At 67.4% G+C, this 16,891-nt stretch carries 14 protein-coding genes; 7 read left to right on the top strand and 7 right to left on the bottom strand.

Features of this window, described 5'->3' with window-relative positions:
- Positions 1–13 precede the first annotated feature (13 nt).
- Entirely contained in the window at positions 14–472 is a 459-nt protein-coding gene (locus LGR64_RS04845; RefSeq protein ID WP_012206880.1) for a RidA family protein, read from the top strand.
- Positions 473–512: 40 nt separating this feature from the next.
- Here the strand turns inward: LGR64_RS04845 and LGR64_RS04840 are convergent, their stop codons facing one another.
- The 4 genes from LGR64_RS04840 to LGR64_RS04825 all read right to left on the bottom strand — a co-directional run bounded on the left by LGR64_RS04840 (position 513) and on the right by LGR64_RS04825 (position 7,695).
- The gene (locus LGR64_RS04840) at positions 513–2,282 is read right to left on the bottom strand and encodes a methyl-accepting chemotaxis protein (protein ID WP_141834349.1); all 1,770 of its coding nucleotides are present in this window, start codon (positions 2,280–2,282) and stop codon (positions 513–515) included.
- Between the two features lie 127 nt (positions 2,283–2,409).
- On the bottom strand, positions 2,410–4,797 hold the full coding sequence (parC, locus tag LGR64_RS04835) for a DNA topoisomerase IV subunit A (protein WP_034396406.1): 2,388 nt from the start codon (positions 4,795–4,797) through the stop codon (positions 2,410–2,412).
- 39 nt (positions 4,798–4,836) lie between these two features.
- Entirely contained in the window at positions 4,837–5,709 is an 873-nt protein-coding gene (locus tag LGR64_RS04830) for a lytic transglycosylase domain-containing protein (protein ID WP_230355025.1), read from the bottom strand.
- A gap of 3 nt (positions 5,710–5,712) precedes the next feature.
- Positions 5,713–7,695 (bottom strand): DNA topoisomerase IV subunit B, encoded by a 1,983-nt coding sequence (locus tag LGR64_RS04825; protein WP_012206884.1) that lies wholly within the window; start codon positions 7,693–7,695, stop codon positions 5,713–5,715.
- Between the two features lie 160 nt (positions 7,696–7,855).
- Here LGR64_RS04825 and LGR64_RS04820 point away from each other — a divergent pair, with 160 nt between their 5' ends.
- The 5 genes from LGR64_RS04820 to bamC all read left to right on the top strand — a co-directional run bounded on the left by LGR64_RS04820 (position 7,856) and on the right by bamC (position 12,011).
- Positions 7,856–9,082 (top strand): MFS transporter, encoded by a 1,227-nt coding sequence (locus LGR64_RS04820; RefSeq protein WP_071956565.1) that lies wholly within the window; start codon positions 7,856–7,858, stop codon positions 9,080–9,082.
- Positions 9,083–9,095: 13 nt separating this feature from the next.
- On the top strand, positions 9,096–9,245 hold the full coding sequence (locus tag LGR64_RS04815; RefSeq protein ID WP_013801118.1) for a hypothetical protein: 150 nt from the start codon (positions 9,096–9,098) through the stop codon (positions 9,243–9,245).
- A gap of 70 nt (positions 9,246–9,315) precedes the next feature.
- Positions 9,316–9,885: a class I SAM-dependent methyltransferase gene (locus LGR64_RS04810; protein WP_216294202.1), complete on the top strand. Its 570-nt coding sequence runs from the start codon at positions 9,316–9,318 to the stop codon at positions 9,883–9,885.
- A 75-nt stretch (positions 9,886–9,960) separates the two neighbouring features.
- A complete protein-coding gene (dapA, locus tag LGR64_RS04805) occupies positions 9,961–10,857 on the top strand; it encodes a 4-hydroxy-tetrahydrodipicolinate synthase (protein ID WP_012206888.1) in 897 nt (298 codons plus the stop codon).
- Between the two features lie 41 nt (positions 10,858–10,898).
- On the top strand, positions 10,899–12,011 hold the full coding sequence (gene bamC, locus LGR64_RS04800) for an outer membrane protein assembly factor BamC (protein WP_013801116.1): 1,113 nt from the start codon (positions 10,899–10,901) through the stop codon (positions 12,009–12,011).
- Between the two features lie 182 nt (positions 12,012–12,193).
- On the opposite strand, the gene LGR64_RS04795 is transcribed toward bamC, so the two are convergent.
- From LGR64_RS04795 to LGR64_RS04785, 3 genes are all read right to left on the bottom strand, one after another.
- The gene (locus tag LGR64_RS04795) at positions 12,194–12,478 is read right to left on the bottom strand and encodes a hypothetical protein (protein ID WP_012206890.1); all 285 of its coding nucleotides are present in this window, start codon (positions 12,476–12,478) and stop codon (positions 12,194–12,196) included.
- A 387-nt stretch (positions 12,479–12,865) separates the two neighbouring features.
- Positions 12,866–13,996 (bottom strand): cupin domain-containing protein, encoded by a 1,131-nt coding sequence (locus LGR64_RS04790; RefSeq protein ID WP_013801115.1) that lies wholly within the window; start codon positions 13,994–13,996, stop codon positions 12,866–12,868.
- Positions 13,997–14,099: 103 nt separating this feature from the next.
- Positions 14,100–15,059, bottom strand: coding sequence for a helix-turn-helix domain-containing protein (locus tag LGR64_RS04785; RefSeq protein WP_034396427.1), 960 nt, complete (start codon positions 15,057–15,059; stop codon positions 14,100–14,102).
- A gap of 260 nt (positions 15,060–15,319) precedes the next feature.
- On the opposite strand from LGR64_RS04785, the gene LGR64_RS04780 reads away from it, so the two are divergent.
- Positions 15,320–16,771, top strand: a complete 1,452-nt coding sequence (locus LGR64_RS04780) for an aldehyde dehydrogenase (RefSeq protein ID WP_088164026.1) — start codon at positions 15,320–15,322, stop codon at positions 16,769–16,771.
- The last annotated feature ends 120 nt before the right edge of the window (positions 16,772–16,891 follow it).

Below are 16,891 nucleotides of genomic sequence, written 5' to 3'. Positions count from 1 at the left end.
GAAGGAATCAACGATGAGCGTTTACGAACAACTGAAGGCCCTGAACATCGAACTGCCGTCGCCTGCCATCCCGGCGGCGGCCTACGTGCCCTATGTGCAGACGGGCAATCTGGTGTTCCTGAGCGGCCATATCGCGCGCAAGGACGGCAAGGTCTGGGCCGGCCAGCTGGGCCGTGATCTGCAGACTGCCGACGGCCAGCAGGCCGCGCGCGCCATCGCCATCGACCTGATGGGCACGCTCCAGCATGCCGCCGGCGGCGACCTGGGCCGCGTGCGCCGCATCGTCAAGCTGATGTGCCTGGTCAACTCCACGGGCGACTACACCGAGCAGCACCTGGTGGCCAACGGCTGCAGCGAGCTGCTGGGCCAGGTCTTCGGCGATGCCGGCACGCATGCGCGCAGCGCCTTCGGCGTGGCCCAGATCCCGCTGGGCTCCTGCGTGGAAATCGAGCTGATCGCCGAACTGGCCTGATCGGCACGCCGCCGCTCGGCGCCACGGTGCTCGCAGGCGGCTAGAAGCTCTCCCATTGGCCATCCTCGGCTGCCGGTGCGGCAGGCCGGGGCGCCGAGGCCAGCTTGGGCGCCGCCGCCCTTGCTGCGGCAGGCCGCGCGGCAACCGGCCCGACAGCCGCAGGCGCCACGGCTGCTGCCGGCCGCCTTGGCGCTGCGGCCGCGCTGTGCGCAGTGCGCGCCGCCGGCGCAGCCTGCCTTGCGAGCGTCGTCGGCGAAGGCGCCAGGTGCGCCACCTTGAACACCGCCACCGTGCGCGACAGCTGCTCGGCCTGCTCCCGCAGGCTTTGCGCCGCGGCTGCGCTTTGCTCGACCAGGGCCGCGTTCTGCTGCGTCATCTGGTCCAGCTGTCCCACGGCCTGATTGACCTGGGCCACGCCCGCGCTTTGCTCCGAAGAGGCCGCCGTGATCTCGCCGATGGTGTCGGCCACGCGCTGCACGGACTGCACGATGCCCTCCATGGTGATGCCGGCATCGCCCACCAGGCGGGCGCCGTCCTCCACCCGCTCCACCGAGGCGCCGATGAGCTGGCGGATTTCCTTGGCAGCCGCCGCGCTGCGCTGTGCCAGCGTGCGCACCTCGCTCGCCACCACGGCAAAGCCCCGGCCCTGCTCTCCGGCGCGGGCCGCTTCCACGGCGGCGTTCAGCGCCAGGATATTGGTCTGGAAGGCAATGGAGTCGATGACGCCCACGATGTCGGCAATCTGCCGGCTGCTGTCGTTGATGCCCTTCATGGTCTCGACCACCCGGGCCACGACCTCGCCGCCGCGCTGCGCCACCTGTGACGCGCCCGCCGCCAGGCTGCTGGCCTGCTGCGCACTGCTGGCGCTTTGCTGCAGCGTGCTGGTGAACTGCTCCATGGCGGCAGCCGTCTCCTGCAGGTTGCTGGAGGTCTGCTCGGTGCGCACGGACAGATCCTGGTTGCCGGTGGCGATCTCGGCGCTGGCGATGGCGATGCTGTCCGTGCTCTGGCGCACCTGCTGCACCATGCCCGACAGCGATTCGCTCATGGCCTGCAGCGAGCGCAGCAGGTCGCCGAATTCATCAGCACGCTGTGCCTGTCCCTGCACGCCTGCGCTCAGGTCGCCTGCGGCAATGCGTTCGGCCAGTTCGCTGGCCTCGGCCAGGGGCCGGCGGATGCTGGCAATCAGGAAATGGGCGCCGATGACGATGCCCAGCAGCAGCAGGCCCACGGCCGCAGCGGCAAAGCCCACAGTGAGCCTGCGCGAGGCGGCCATCTCTTCCTGGCTGCTGCGCACCACCTGCTCCTGCATCTGCACGAAGTCGCGCAGCGACTGCAGATAGGCATCCACGGCAGGGTTGTAGGACTGCTTGACCAGGACCAACGCCTGCTCCTGCCGGCCATCGGCCTTGAGCTGGCGTGCCTGGGCACGCAGTTCGATCATGGTCTTGCGGGCTGCCGCAATCCTGGCCATCTGCGCCTTGTCTGCGTCGGACAGGGGCATGGCTTCCAGTGATTTCTGCACCTCGGTGATCCGCGCCGAGGTGGCGCTGATCACGTCCTTGAACTCGGCCTCGACGGCGGCATCACTGCTGACCACCACGGCCTGGGTGCGGGCTGCGTTGGTTTCGGTCAGCCCCATCCAACGCACGGCGGCCTGGACCCGCGCCTGCATCTCCTGGGTCACCGCCTCGGACCGGGCCTGGACCTGGGCCGAGCGATAGCCCGACAAGCCGACCACGCCCACCAGCGCCACCACGATGGCGGCCACTGCAAGCCACAGCTTGTGTGCCATGCGAAGTCGCAGCATATCCAGTCTCCCTCATTTTGGAAGACTCCATGTTGAGGCCTGCAGCAGGGCCCGGAGGCCGGAAAAACACAGAGAAAACCCCTGATCCGTCCCTTTCGCGGAGGGCATTGCAGGGGCGGCCGCGCTCTTACTCCACGCGCGTCACGCTTTGCGGCTTGAAGCCCAGGTCGGCCGACTTGCCCTTGCGGCCGCGCGTGCCACGGGCATTGTTGAGACTGCGGATCTCCAGCGTCTCGCTGCGCTCCTTGCCGCCGCGGCCCAGGCCATCGATGCGGATGCTGCGCGTGTAGGCGGCAGCGCCCGCCAGCGTGTCCTTGTCCTCCAGATCGAGCAGCATCAGCCCGCGACCGCCCTTGGCCATGTGCTTGAGGCTGGCGATCTCGAAGGTGAGGATGCGGCCACCCGTGGAAGCGCAGATCACATGCGTGGCCGGCAGCAGCAGGCCCGCGCCCTGCTCGCCTTCCTGCGGCTCGGCACGTGCGCCCATGGGCACGCCGTAGGCCGTGGACGGGGCGCACAGCGTCTCGCCGTCGGCCAGCGTGACGAAGGCCTTGCCCGCCTTCTGGCGCGAGACCATGTCGCTCACCATGGCCACAAAGCCGTAGCCACCCGACCCCGACAGCAGCAGCGCCGTGCCCTCGGCACCGGCGAAGTAGTACAGGATCTGGGTGCCGGCCTCCAGCTCGATGAGCGTGGTCACGGGCTGGCCATCGCCGCGCCCGCCGGGCAGTTGGGCCACCGGCACCGAATAGATGCGGCCGTTGCTGCCAAAGGCCAGCAACTGGTCCACGGTGCGGCACTCGAAGGTGCCGTGCAGGCTGTCGCCGGCCTTGAAGCTCAGCGTGCCCGCATCGACACCATGGCCCTGGCGCGTGCGCACCCAGCCCTTGTCCGAGATGATGACCGTGGTGGGTTCATCGACCACCTTGACTTCGGCGACGACCTTCTTTTCCTCCTGGATCAGCGTGCGGCGCGCATCGGCGAACTGCTTGGCATCGGCCTCGATCTCCTTGCAGATCAGGCGGCGCATGGTGCTTTCGCTGCCCAGGATGTCTTCGAGCTTGCCTTGCTCCGTGCGCAGTTCCTTGAGTTCCTGCTCGATCTTGATGGCTTCCAGCCGCGCCAGCTGGCGCAGGCGGATTTCCAGAATGTCGTCGGCCTGGCGCTCGGACAGCGCAAAGGCATCGATCAGCGCCTGCCGGGGCTCGTCGCTGGCCCGGATGATGGCGATGACCTTGTCGATGTTCAGCAGCACGGCCTGGCGGCCTTCGAGGATGTGGATGCGATCCAGCACCTTGGCCAGCCGGTGCTGGCTGCGCCGGGTGACCGTGGTCTGGCGGAAGGCGATCCATTCCTCGAGCATCAGGCGCAGGCTTTTCTGCACCGGGCGGCCATCGAGGCCGATCATGGTCAGGTTGATGGAGCTGGACGACTCCAGGCTGGTGTGCGCCAGCAGCGCCGTGATCAGTTCCTGCTGCGGCACCTTGCCGGTCTTGGGCTCGAAGACCAGGCGCACCGGCGCATCCTTGCTGGACTCGTCGCGCACGCCGTCGAGCACGGCCAGCATGCTGGCCTTGAGCTGGGTCTGTTCCTGGCTCAAGGCCTTCTTGCCGGTCTTGACCTTGGGATTGGTGATGTCCTCGATCTCTTCGAGCACCTTCTGCGCCGAGACGCCGGGCGGCAGCTCGGTCACCACGATCTGCCACTGGCCGCGCGCCAGCTCCTCGATCTTCCAGCGCGCGCGCAGCTTGAGGCTGCCACGGCCCGTGCGATAGGCGTCCTGGATGTCGGAGGCGCTGCTGATGATCTGCCCGCCACCCGGATAGTCGGGGCCGGGGATGATCTGGAACAGTTCCTCGTCGCTGAGCTGGGGCCGCTTGATCAGGGCCACGCAGGCGTCGGCCACCTCGCGCAGGTTGTGGCTGGGGATTTCCGTGGCCAGGCCCACGGCAATGCCGCTGGCGCCATTGAGCAGGGCGAACGGCAGGCGCGCGGGCAGTTGCTGCGGCTCCTGCGTGCTGCCGTCGTAGTTGGGCACGAAGTCCACCGTGCCCATGTCGATCTCGTCGAGCAGCAGGCCCGTGATCTTGGACAGGCGCGCCTCGGTGTAGCGCATGGCGGCTGCGCCGTCGCCGTCGCGGCTGCCGAAGTTGCCCTGGCCATCGACCAGCGGATAGCGCTGGTTGAAGTCCTGCGCCATGCGCACCAGCGCGTCGTAGGCCGACTGGTCGCCGTGCGGGTGAAAGCGGCCCAGCACATCGCCGACCACGCGTGCGCTCTTGACGGGCTTGGCCGCCGTGTTGTGGTTGGGACCGCTGTAGCTCAGGCCCATGCGGTCCATGGCGTACAGAATGCGCCGCTGCACGGGCTTGAGGCCGTCGGTCACATCGGGCAGTGCCCGGCCCTTGACCACGGACAGTGCGTATTCGAGATAGGCCCGTTGCGCGTACTGGCCCAGGTCCAGTGCATCGCCGGCCGCCTGTTGTGCCAGATCCAGAGAGGTTTGGTCGCTCATGAAGAAATTCGTGATCTCAAAAAATGCAATGAATGCCGCTCATTGCGGCGTGGGCAGTCCTGTGGGCAGCGTCATGCGCACCCGGGGCGTGGTGCCCGGCAACGCCGCTGCTGCAGGCGCTGCAGGGCCCGCGCGCTCGCGCCCGCCCTGCAGCTGCTCGTAGATGCCGAGCACGGCCTTCACGTAATTGCGGGTTTCCTGGAAGGGAGGGATGGCCTGGCCCGCGCGCCGCACGGCGCCCTCGCCTGCGTTGTAGGCGGCCAGCACCAGGTCCAGCCGGCCGGGGAACAGCCCCATCAGATGGTTGAGGTAGCGCGCGCCGGCCGGCACGTTGACGGCCGGATCGGCCAGTTGCTGCTGCACGCTGCGCTGGCGGCTGGCCTCCACGCCGAAGCGCTGGGCCGTGGCTGGCATCAGCTGCATCAGGCCGACCGCCCCCTTGGGCGAGATGGCCTGCGCGTCAAAGCCCGACTCGACGGCGATCACGGCCTTGAGCAGGTCGTAGTCCACGCCCGTGTGGTCCGCCGCCTTGCGCAGATGGCCGCGCACGCTCTTGTAGCGCGGCGAGATGTCAAAGAAGCTTTGCAGCCGCGTATGCGCCTGCAGCCTGCGGCCGGCATCGCCGCTGCCGTCAGCGTCGGCAGCGGCCTCGGCCTGCACCATCGGGGGCTTGAGCCCCTGCTCGGTGCTGTCATAGACCGAGCCGCGAAAGTACAGCCTGTAGCGCTCGTCCAGCGCCTCGGCAGCGAAGTGCGTGATGCCGCGCTCGTCCACGAAGGCCCAGAGATCGGCATGCGCCGGCCGCGCCAGCCCCCACAGCGCCAGGGCCAGGCCCAGCGCCGCCAGCGCGCGCGCCCCGGCGCCGCGCGCCAGGTGCGGGCGGTGCTTCAGGGCGGCGCGGAGCACAGTCATGGGTCAGATATCGACTTCAATGGCGTCGCCATGGAGCTCCATGAGCTCGCGGCGCGCTGCGGCCTCGCCCTTGCCCATGAGCTTGGTGACGACCTGCTCGGCCGCCGCGAAGTCCAGGTTCATGAACTGCACGGGCAGCAGGCGGCGCGTGTCGGGGTTGAGCGTGGTCTCCCACAGCTGCTCCGCATTCATCTCGCCCAGGCCCTTGAAGCGGCTGATCTGGCATTTCTCGCGCGGCACGCCGTCCTTGGCCGATTTGTCGAGGATGGCGGTCAGCTCGCCCTCGTCCAGCGCGTACATCTTGGCCGCAGGCTTCTTGCCGCGCGCAGGCACGTCCACACGGAACAGCGGCGGCAGCGCCACATGGATGTGGCCGGCCTCGATGAGCTTGGGGAAATGGCGGAAGAACAGCGTCAGCAGCAGCACCTGGATGTGCGAGCCGTCCACGTCGGCATCCGAAAGAATGCAGACCTTGCCGTAGCGCAGGCCCGACAGGTCGGGCGTGTCGTTGGGGCCATGCGGGTCCACGCCGATGGCCACCGAGATGTCATGGATTTCGTTGTTGGCGAACAGCCGGTCACGGTCCACCTCCCAGGTGTTGAGCACCTTGCCGCGCAGGGGCAGCACGGCCTGGGTTTCCTTGTTGCGGCCCATCTTGGCGCTGCCGCCGGCCGAGTCGCCCTCGACCAGGAAGACCTCGTTCAGGCTCAGGTCGCGGCTTTCGCAATCGGTGAGCTTGCCCGGCAGCACGGCCACGCCCGAGCCCTTGCGCTTTTCGACCTTCTGGCCCGCCTTCTGACGGGTCTGCGCGGCCTTGATGGCGATCTCGGCCAGCTTGCGGCCCCATTCCACGTGCTCGTTGAGCCACAGTTCCAGCGCGGGGCGCACATAGCCGCTGACCAGGCGCACGGCATCGCGCGAGTTCAGGCGCTCCTTGATCTGGCCCTGGAACTGCGGGTCCAGCACCTTGGCGTTGAGCACATAGCTGGCGCGCGCAAAGACGTCGTCCGGCATGAGCTTGACGCCCTTGGGCAGCAGCGAGTGCATCTCGATGAACGCCTTGACCGCCTGGAACAGGCCGTCGCGCAGGCCGCTGTCATGCGTGCCGCCGGCGGTGGTCGGGATCAGGTTGACATAGCTTTCGCGCAGCGGTGCGCCGTCCTCGGTAAAGGCCACGCACCAGGCGGCGCCCTCGCCTTCGGCAAAGCTGTCGTGGTGGCGATCGGCAAAGCCCTCGCCCTCGAACAGGGGGATGACCGCCTCGCCATGCAGGCTTTGCTGCAGGTAGTCGCGCAGGCCGCCCTTGAACTGCCAGGTCTGGGTGTCGCGCGTCTTCTCGTTGACCAGGGTCACCGACACGCCGGGCATGAGCACGGCCTTGCTGCGCAGCAGGTGCATCAGCTCGCCCATGGGCAACTGGGGCGATTCGAAATAGCGGGCATCGGGCCACACGCGCACGGTCGTGCCCTGCTTGCGTTCGCCCGCGGCCAGCGGCCGCGATTGCAGGGGCTCGACCACGTCACCGCCCGAGAAGGCGATGGTGGCCACCTTGCCCTCGCGGTGGATGCAGGCCTCAAGGCGCGTGGCCAGCGCGTTCGTGACCGAGACGCCCACGCCGTGCAGGCCGCCCGAGAAGCTGTAGGCGCCGCCCTTGCCCTTGTCGAACTTGCCGCCCGCATGCAGCCGCGTGAAGACCAGTTCCACCACGGGCGCCTTTTCCTCGGGATGCATGCCGAAGGGGATGCCCCGGCCGTCGTCTTCGACGCTGTAGGAGCCGTCGGAATGCAGGGTGAAGCGGATTTTCTTGCCGAAGCCGGCCAGTGCCTCGTCGGCCGCGTTGTCGATCACCTCCTGCAGCACATGCAGGGGGTTGTCGGTGCGCGTGTACATGCCGGGACGCTGCTTGACGGGCTCAAGGCCCTTGAGCACGCGTATCGAGCCTTCGGAGTATTCGCTGGCGGAAGTGGGAGATGGTTTGACTGCCATGGGGGCGGATTGTAGTGCGCGGCCCGGCTCAGTGCTGGATGCATTCACAGTCATTGACAGTGACTATCCCGAAAAAGCCGCTGCCATCAAGGGCCGCGCTGGCGCATGGGCGACCCAAGCGGCACAGCGCAAAACCCGGAGTTTCGCTAAAGTTTGCCGCATGCAAAAAAACAACCAACCCATGTCCATGGTGCAGATACTGCTGTGCGGGGGCGCAGTCGTGACGCTGTCCATGGGAATCCGCCATGGCTTCGGCCTGTGGCTGCAGCCCATCACCCAGGAAATGGGCTGGACGCGCGAGTCCTTCGCGCTGGCCATCGCCATCCAGAACCTGTCCTGGGGCGTGCTCGGCATCTTCGGCGGCATGCTGGCCGACCGCTTCGGCGCCTTCCGCGTGCTCCTGGTGGGCGCGCTGCTGTATGCGCTGGGCCTGGCCGGCATGGCCATGGCGCCCACGACAACCTGGTTCGCCCTGACGGCCGGCGTGGTGATCGGCGCAGCCCAGGCAGGCACCACGTATGCCGTGATCTACGGTGTGCTGGGCCGCCAGATTCCCGTGGCGCGGCGCAGCTGGGCCATGGGCGTGACGGCGGCGGCGGGCTCCTTCGGCCAGTTCTTCATGGTGCCCGTGGAAGGCAGCCTGATCTCGAACTTCGGCTGGTCCAACGCCCTGCTGCTGCTGTCGCTGTGCGCGCTGATGATTATTCCGCTGGCCTTCGGCCTGCGCGAGCCGGGCTTCCAGCCCGGCAACGCCCGTCCCGTGCGCGACCAAAGCGCGGGCCAGGCCGTCGCCGAAGCGCTGCGCACGCCCAGCTTCGTGCTGCTGACGGCCGGCTACTTCGTCTGCGGCTTCCAGGTGATGTTCATCGGCGTGCACATGCCCAGCTACCTCAAGGACTACGGCCTGGCACCGCAGGTGGCCAGCATCTCGCTGGCGCTGGTGGGGCTGTTCAACATCGTTGGCACCTACGTGGCCGGCAACCTGGGCCAGCGCCTGCCCAAGCGCTACCTGCTGTCCACCATCTACTTCACGCGCTCGGTGGTGATCGTGCTCTTCCTGCTGGCGCCGCTGACGCCCTGGTCGGTCTACATCTTCTCTGCCGCCATGGGCCTGCTGTGGCTGTCCACCGTGCCGCTGACCAATGCCACCGTGGCCCAGATCTTCGGCGTGCAGCATCTGTCCATGTTGAGCGGCATGGTGTTCTTCAGCCACCAGGTGGGCAGCTTCCTGGGCGTCTGGCTGGGCGGCTATCTCTATGACCACACAGGCAGCTACCAGGTGGTCTGGTACCTGGCCATCGGCCTGGGCGTGGCCGCCGGCCTGCTGAACCTGCCCATACGCGAAGCCCCCGTGGCACGGTTGCGCGCGGCCCAGGCCGCTGCCTGAGATGACGACATCCATGACCACATCCACCAGGCCCCGCCCACGCATCCTGCGCAGGCTGGCGCTGTGGGCCGCCGTGCTGCTGGTGCTGGGCCTGGTCTTCATGCTCTACCTGCAGCCGCAGTTCATGCTGGGCATGGCAGACCAGATCTGGGCCTGCTTCTGAAATGGAGGCGGAGCGGCGAAGGCCTGGCGGCACAATGTCGGCCGCTTTCACTTTATTTCCAAAATTGCACATGCACGCAGCCACGCCGCCCTCGCCCTGGATCCAACGCTGGTCGCACCTTCTGGCGCCCCAGGCCTCGGTGCTTGACGTGGCCTGCGGGCCCGGCCGGCACATGCGCTGGTTCCATGCGCGTGGCCACGCCGTCACCGGGGTGGACCGCGACGCCCAGGCCCTGGCCGGCCTGCAGGGCGTGGGCGAGCTGCTGTGCGCCGACATCGAAAACGGCCCCTGGCCCCTGCCCGGCCGGCAGTTCGGCGCCGTGGTCGTGACCCACTATCTGTGGCGCCCGCTATGGTCGGCACTGCTGGACAGCGTGGCCCCCGGCGGCGTGCTGCTGTACGAAACCTTTGCCCAGGGCAACGAGGCTTTCGGCAAGCCTTCCCGCCCCGATTTCCTGCTGGCGCCCGGCGAGCTGCTGCAGGCCTGCGCGGGCTGGCACATCGTGGCCTACGAGCACGGCCAGCTGGGCGAGCCCGATCGCATGGTCCAGCGCATTGCGGCACTGCGCCCCGATGCAACAGGCCGGGAACCCGTGGCCATGCTGGCGCATCAGAAGGCGTCAGGCTCTGCAATCGCCTGAATCCCTACAGGCGCCCGCCTTGGGCCTGCCTCCGACACTCGTTAGAATGATCCTTTCCCGTTTTTTCTTGCGGACATGACATCCTCCTCCGTCGCTCTCACTGGCAGCATCGTTGCCCTCATCACGCCCATGCACGAGGACGGTAGTGTTGACTACCCGGCGCTGCGAAAACTCATCGATTGGCATGTGGCCGAAGGCACGGACTGCATCGGCGTGGTGGGAACGACAGGTGAATCCCCCACCGTCAACGTGGAGGAGCACTGCGAAATCATCCGCGTGTCCGTCGAGCAGGCTGCGGGCCGCGTGCCCGTGATGGCCGGCTGCGGCGCCAACAGCACGCACGAAGCCATCGAGCTGGCCCGCTACGCCAAGAAGGTCGGCGCCGACAGCCAGCTGCAGGTCGTGCCCTACTACAACAAGCCCACGCAGGAAGGCCAGTACCAGCACTTCAAGGCGATTGCCGAAGCGGTGGGCGACCTGCCGGTGGTGCTCTACAACGTGCCCGGCCGCTCCGTGGCCGACATGCAGCACGACACCGTGCTGCGCCTGGCGCAGATCCCCGCCATCATCGGCATCAAGGAAGCCACGGGCAACATCGAGCGCGCCCAATGGCTGATCCGTGAAGTGCCCAAGGACTTCGGCGTGTACTCCGGCGATGACCCGACCGCTGTGGCCCTGATGCTGTGCGGCGGCCATGGCAACATCAGCGTCACGGCCAACGTGGCACCGCGCCTGATGAGCGATCTGTGCAAGGCGGCCCTGGCCGGCGATGTGCGCACCGCCATGGACATCCAGCTGCGCCTGATGCCCGTGCACAAGAACCTCTTCGTCGAGGCCAACCCCATTCCCGTCAAGTGGGCCGCAGCGCGCCTGGGCCTGTGCGGCCCGGCCATGCGCCTGCCGATGACACCTCTGAGCAAGAACCTGGAAGCCACCGTGGAAGCCGCCCTGGGCTCCGCTGGCCTGCTGTGAGGCGCCCCGCCCCACCGACCGAACGCACCAAGGATATTCGCGTGAAACAGCCCATTGCACGTCTGAGCCTGCTGAGCCTGGCCATCGGCCTGACAGCCTGCACGACCACGTTCCAAGAGAGCAAGATCGACTACAAGAGCGCCGGCAAGCAGCAGGCGCCCACCCTGGAAGTCCCCCCGGATCTGACCCAGCTGTCCACGGATTCCCGCTATGCCGTGCCCGGTGGCGTGGTCTCCGCCGCAGCCATGGAAGCCAACTCCAAGGCGCAAAAGCCCAGCGAAGGCCGCACGGCCACCGTTGCAATGGGCGATGTGCGCATCGAGCGCAACGGCGAACAGCGCTGGCTGGTGATCAAGCGCCCGGCCGACCAGTTGTGGGAGCCCGTGCGTGACTTCTGGTTGGAAAACGGCTTCATCTTCACCACCGAAGACCGCCAGCTGGGCATCATCGAGACCGACTGGGCCGAGAACCGCGCCAAGATCCCGCAGGACGTGATCCGCAAGACGCTGGGCAAGGTCTTCGACGGCCTGTACTCCACCAGCGAGCGCGACCGCTTCCGCACACGCCTGGAGCGCTCGGCCGACGGCTCCACCGAGGTCTACATCACGCACCGCGGCATGCAGGAGGTCTACACCAGCGCCCAGAAGGACCAGACCATCTGGCAGCCGCGCCCCTCCGACCCGGAACTGGAAACCGAATTCCTGCGCCGCCTGATGGTCAAGCTCGGCGTGAGCCAGGAGCAGGCCGATGCCGTGGCCAAGGCCAACACCACCACGGCAGCCGCCACCGGCAGCGTGCGCATGGAATCCGCCAACGGACAGCCTGTGCTGCAGATCGACGAAGGCTTTGACCGCGCATGGCGCCGTGTCGGCGTGGCCCTGGACCGCACGGGCTTCACCGTGGAGGACCGTGACCGCAGCCGCGGCATCTACTTCGTGCGCTATGTCGCGCCTGACGCCAAGGTCGAGCCCAAGGGTTTCTTCGGCAAGCTGTTCAGCCGCTCGCCCGATGCGGCCGCGCCGGTCAAGTACCAGATCCAGGTGCGCAGCGAAGGCGACAAGTCCACCGTCACCGTGCTCAACACCCAGGGCCAGCCCGAGACATCGGCCAATGCCCAGCGCATCGTGCGCGTCATCACCGACGACATGAAGTAAGCAAGCCTCTTTTCGGGCCTTGGGGCGGCAGCGTCCGCCCTTGGCTTGCAGCCACCGCGCAGTCATTTGCCGGTGGCTTTTTTACTGGACCAAAGCAAAGCGAAGACGAAAAAAACCGCAGCCCGAAGGATGCGGTTCTTTCGCGGCAAAGGCCGAAACCTCTGCCATCGGCGAGGGCCGAATTACTGCTTGGTGGCTTCCTTGGCGGCGGCGTCGGCAGCAGCCTTGGCGGCGTCTGCAGCGGCAGCGTCAGCAGCGGGAGCAGGTGCTGCAGCGTCGGCGGCAGGCGCTGCGGGAGCAGCAGCGTCGGCGGCGGGAGCAGCAGGAGCTTCTGCGGGAGCGGGAGCTGCCGGTGCGGGAGCTTCAACGGCGGGTGCGGGAGCGGGGGCCGGAGCCTCTTCCTTCTTGCCGCAAGCGGCCAGAGCTGCAGCAGCGATCACGGTAGCCAGGATCAGAGAGTTCTTCATCACAGTTTCCTAGAGAGTAGGTAAGAAGACAGTACACAGGAGGGGCCCCGCCACTTGCGCCACCGGATGCGGGCAACCGGTACGCGGCGGCCAGGCCACGTCAAACACATTCATTCGACTTGGAGCGAATTATAGGGAGATTTTTTCAAGGCTGACTGAAACTGACAACCTCTGAACAATTCCGCACAAATCCTCTTGCCAAGTCCGAATGGGGCAGCAAGAAGCTGCCTTGGCGTCCACTGTGTAACAAAACCAGGTTGCTGTCAATTTACTGACGAACCCAAGACAATTCTTTACAAATCTATCGGAGTCCGCCTTGAATCAGCAGAACGCTGTCAACGGTGAATGCCCGAACTTAGCATGACTGCGTCACAGCGTCTACCCGGTTCAGGACAGCGGCCCCCCTCGCACCCAGCCGGCGTCAAACCAGGAGGACAGCAGCTCCAGCGCGTCATCGCTGGCCTTGGCCAGATCGGCGCGTGACAGGGCGCGCGTATCGGCCAGCTTGCGCATCAGGGTGGCATCGCGGCCACCGGCCAGATAGCTTTCGCCGTTGATGAAGATGTGTTTTGCGTCATACATCATGCGCGTGCGGCGGTCGAGGACCACGCTCTCGAACATGCCGTGTTCCTCGCCATGCTCGAACCAGACATTGGCCTTGGGCTCGGTCATGTACTCGCCCAGCGCGCGCTCCAGCGCCAGCGGCTCGGCCAGCGCGCGCTCCAGCGCCTTGCGCGCGAAGTCGTGCAGGCTCGACGGAATCTCGCCCGGAGCCTCGACGGCGGGCTGGTCGGGATCGCGGTAGACCATGGGCGCTTCGGGTTCATCGGGCTCGTCGGACATGCGCAGCAGCAGCTCGCGGGCCAGTTCGTCGCGCGCGGGCGAGCGAAAGCCGATGGAGTAGGTCATGCACTCGCCCTCGGCGATGCCGTCATGGGCCCACTTGGGCGGCAGGTAGAGCATGTCGCCGGGCTCGAGCACGAACTCCTCCTCGGGCTCGAAATTCGAGAGCACCTTCAGCGGCACATCGGGTTGCAGCGAAAGGTCCTTCTGGCGGCCGATGCGCCAGCGCCGGCGGCCATGCGCCTGCAGCAGGAAGACGTCGTAGCTGTCGAAATGCGGGCCCACGCCGCCCTGGTCGGTGGCAAAGCTGATCATCAGATCGTCCAGCCGCGCCTCGGGCACGAAGCGGAACTGCTGCATCAGCTGGTGCACGCCGTCGTCGTGCAGATCCACGCCCTGCACGAGCACGGTCCATCCGGGCTTTTGCAGCGAGGGCAGGCTGCGGCGCGACAGCGGGCCGTGGCTGAGCTTCCAGTGGCCACCGTCCTGCTGCTGGATCAGGCGCGACTCCACACCGTCCTCGCCTGCCATGGCCAGCAGCCTGGCGCGGGGAATCAGGGGCTTGAAGCCCGGGATTGCCTGGCGCACCAGCAAGGGCTTCTTGTGCCAGTGGCGGCGCATGAATTGGGAAGCGGTAAGCCCGCCCAGCAGGGCAAGCGGTGTGTTGGTGTCCATGAAATGGTCCGAAGTGAGCGAAGAGACAGGGCGGCATTGTCCTATGCGGGCATTGCCCTGTCCTGGCGCCAGCGCAAGCTGCCCCGCAATGGCTTCGTGGCAGTCAGCCGGCCGGCTTGCGCATGGCCCTGAAATCCGAGGGCGACAGACCCGTGTAGATCTTGAAAGCGCGGCTGAAATGCGCGGTGCTGCCAAAGCCGCAATCCATGGCGACCTCGGTGATGGTGCGCTGCGCCTGGGCGGGCTGCAGCAGCTCGCGCATGCACAGCTCCAGGCGGCTGTGCTGTATGAAGGCGCCCAGGCTGGTCTGACTGTCCGCAAAGGCGTTGTGCAGGTGGCGCTTGCTGCAGTTGAGCGCGGCGGCCACCGACTCCACCGACAGGCCCGGGTCGCGCAGATGGGCCGCCACATGGGCGCGGATGCGGTCCTGCAGCGCCAGTTGCTGCGTGCCTGCCGTGCCCTGCCCGGCCAGTTCCTGCAGCGACAGATGGACCATGTCCACCAGCAGCTCGCCCGCGCGGCGCGCCAGATGCGGCGCCATGCCGGGCAGCTCCTGGTAGGTGCTGCGCATGGTTTCCAGCGCGATGCGGGCAATGCCCGAGCTGCCGCCCACATTGCGCCCCATCAGCCCTTCCAGCCGGATGCCCCGGTCCACGATGGCCTGGCGCGGCAGCATCACGATGAGGTGTTCGGACCATTCGGGGTTGGTGACCTCGTACTCCTGCGCCGTGTCATAGATCACCCAGCTGCCCTTGCGCACGCTGGCCTCGCGGTTGTGCTGGCGCACGCTGGCCACGCCCTCCCAGGGCGCGACGATCTTCAGATAGGGGGACTCATGGGCGCGCAGGCCCTGCATGCTGCGCATGACGCGGTGGCGGCCCGCCTCCAGCCGGGTCAGCACCACATCGCCGGCATTGGCCACGCGCACATGGCCTTCGAACAGGCGATCGCCATAGACATCGGTATCCAGGCCCGCAAACAGGCGCGACATCCAGGCGTGCCAGGCCGACGCCGTCTCGCCGGGCGGCAGTCCGTCGGTGCTCAACACCATGGCATCGGTCATGTGCGGTCTCTCCTGCTCGCCGCACGGGTGAAGGATCTGTGTGCGGCCATGGACGTGATTATGGGAAAGTGCAGGCCCGTCGCGCCCCATGGCTTTCCCCGCGGACAGCCAGGACAAGGGTAAACCCCGGAGCCTGTGCACGATCCGTCATGCGCTTTGTGCGCGCAGCGGGCTGCCTGCGCCATCGCCTGCTTCTACGATGACCGGCACGCCCGGCTGCGCCAACGCCCAGGCCACAACCGCATACCAAGGAGACAGTCATGATCGAACAAACCATGCTCATCGCAGGCCAGGCCGCACAGGCCGGCAATGGCGCCACCTTCGAGCGCCGCAATCCGCTGGACGGATCGGTGGCCACGCGCGCCCCGGCCGCCACGCCCGAAGATGCCGTGCGCGCCGTCGAGGCCGCGCAAAAGGCCTTCCCCGCCTGGGCCGCACTGGGCCCGACCGAACGCCGCCAGATGCTGATGAAGGCATCGCAGGCGCTGGAGGCCAAGACCGAGGCGTTTGCCGCCGCCATGGCCGCCGAGACCGGCGCCTCGGGCATCTGGGCCGGCTTCAACGTGCACCTGGCCGCCAACATGTTCCTGGAGGCCGCATCGCTGACCACCCAGATCAATGGCCAGATCATTCCCTCTGACGTGCCCGGCAGCCTGGCCATGGCCGTGCGCCAGCCCGCTGGCGTGGTGCTGGGCATTGCGCCCTGGAATGCGCCCGTCATCCTGGCCGTGCGCGCCATTGCCACGCCGCTGGCCTGCGGCAACACCGTGGTGCTCAAGGGCTCGGAACTGTGCCCCGCCACGCACGGCCTGATCATCGAGGCCCTGCAGGAAGGCGGCCTGCCGCCCGGCGTGGTCAACTTCGTGACCAATGCGCCCGAAGATGCGGGCGCCGTGGTCGAAGCCATGGTGGCCCACCCGGCCGTGCGCCGCGTGAACTTCACCGGCTCCACGCGCGTGGGCCGCATCCTCGGCCAGACCTGCGCCAAGTACCTCAAGCCCGCCATCCTGGAGCTGGGCGGCAAGGCGCCCTTCGTGGTGCTGGACGATGCCGACATCGACGCCGCCGTGGCCGGCTGCACCTTCGGTGCCTTCGCCAACTCGGGCCAGATCTGCATGTCCACCGAACGCATCATCGTGGATGAGTCCGTGGCCGGTGATTTCCTGGACAAGCTGGTGGCCCGTGCCACCTCGCTGCCGCTGGGCGATCCGCGCAAGGGCCCCGTGGTGCTGGGCTCGGTGGTGGACATGGCCACCGTGGAGCGTGCCAACCGCCTGATCGACGACGCGCTGGCCAAGGGCGCAAAACTGCTGTGCGGCGGCAAGGCCACCAACACCCTGATGGCCGCCACGCTGATCGACGGCGTCACACCCGAGATGGACATCTTCCGCGAGGAAACCTTCGCCCCCGTCAAGGCCATCGTGCGCGTGCGCGGCGAGGAGCAGGCCATCGCCATGGCCAATGACAACGAATTCGGCCTGTCCTCGTCCGTCTACACCCGCGACACCGCACGCGGCTGGCGCGTGGCCGCGCGCATCGAGGCCGGCATCTGCCACGTCAACGGCCCCACCGTGCATGACGAGGCACAGATGCCCTTTGGCGGCGTGAAAAACTCGGGCTACGGCCACTTCGGCGGCCAGGCAGGCATCGATGCCTTCACCGAGACGCGCTGGATCACCATGCAGACCGCACCCCGCCACTATCCGTTCTGATCGGCAGGACTCGCCGCCCGGCCTGCGCAGCAGCCGGGCAGCCGTGGGAAAATCGCGCCAACGCGGCCGCCGGCACGCCTTCGTCAAACACGGGCGCGCGCGGCGGTCTTTCTTTTTCCC

Origin of the sequence: Delftia sp. Lp-1 (assembly GCF_020523835.1) — a bacterium.
Taxonomy (GTDB): Bacteria; Pseudomonadota; Gammaproteobacteria; order Burkholderiales; family Burkholderiaceae_C; genus Comamonas; species Comamonas acidovorans.
This window is presented reverse-complemented; position numbering and strand designations above follow the sequence as displayed.

Excerpts from the sequence above, each read along its gene's own strand:
- LGR64_RS04845 (WP_012206880.1), top strand. The coding sequence starts at position 14 with ATGAGCGTTTACGAACAACTGAAGGCCCTGAACATCGAACTGCCGTCG.
- LGR64_RS04840 (WP_141834349.1), bottom strand. The coding sequence starts at position 2,282 with ATGCTGCGACTTCGCATGGCACACAAGCTGTGGCTTGCAGTGGCCGCC.
- parC (WP_034396406.1), bottom strand. The coding sequence starts at position 4,797 with ATGAGCGACCAAACCTCTCTGGATCTGGCACAACAGGCGGCCGGCGAT.
- LGR64_RS04830 (WP_230355025.1), bottom strand. The coding sequence starts at position 5,709 with ATGACTGTGCTCCGCGCCGCCCTGAAGCACCGCCCGCACCTGGCGCGC.
- LGR64_RS04825 (WP_012206884.1), bottom strand. The coding sequence starts at position 7,695 with ATGGCAGTCAAACCATCTCCCACTTCCGCCAGCGAATACTCCGAAGGC.
- LGR64_RS04820 (WP_071956565.1), top strand. The coding sequence starts at position 7,856 with ATGCAAAAAAACAACCAACCCATGTCCATGGTGCAGATACTGCTGTGC.
- LGR64_RS04815 (WP_013801118.1), top strand. The coding sequence starts at position 9,096 with ATGACCACATCCACCAGGCCCCGCCCACGCATCCTGCGCAGGCTGGCG.
- LGR64_RS04810 (WP_216294202.1), top strand. The coding sequence starts at position 9,316 with ATGCACGCAGCCACGCCGCCCTCGCCCTGGATCCAACGCTGGTCGCAC.
- dapA (WP_012206888.1), top strand. The coding sequence starts at position 9,961 with ATGACATCCTCCTCCGTCGCTCTCACTGGCAGCATCGTTGCCCTCATC.
- LGR64_RS04795 (WP_012206890.1), bottom strand. The coding sequence starts at position 12,478 with ATGAAGAACTCTCTGATCCTGGCTACCGTGATCGCTGCTGCAGCTCTG.
- LGR64_RS04790 (WP_013801115.1), bottom strand. The coding sequence starts at position 13,996 with ATGGACACCAACACACCGCTTGCCCTGCTGGGCGGGCTTACCGCTTCC.
- LGR64_RS04785 (WP_034396427.1), bottom strand. The coding sequence starts at position 15,059 with ATGACCGATGCCATGGTGTTGAGCACCGACGGACTGCCGCCCGGCGAG.
- LGR64_RS04780 (WP_088164026.1), top strand. The coding sequence starts at position 15,320 with ATGATCGAACAAACCATGCTCATCGCAGGCCAGGCCGCACAGGCCGGC.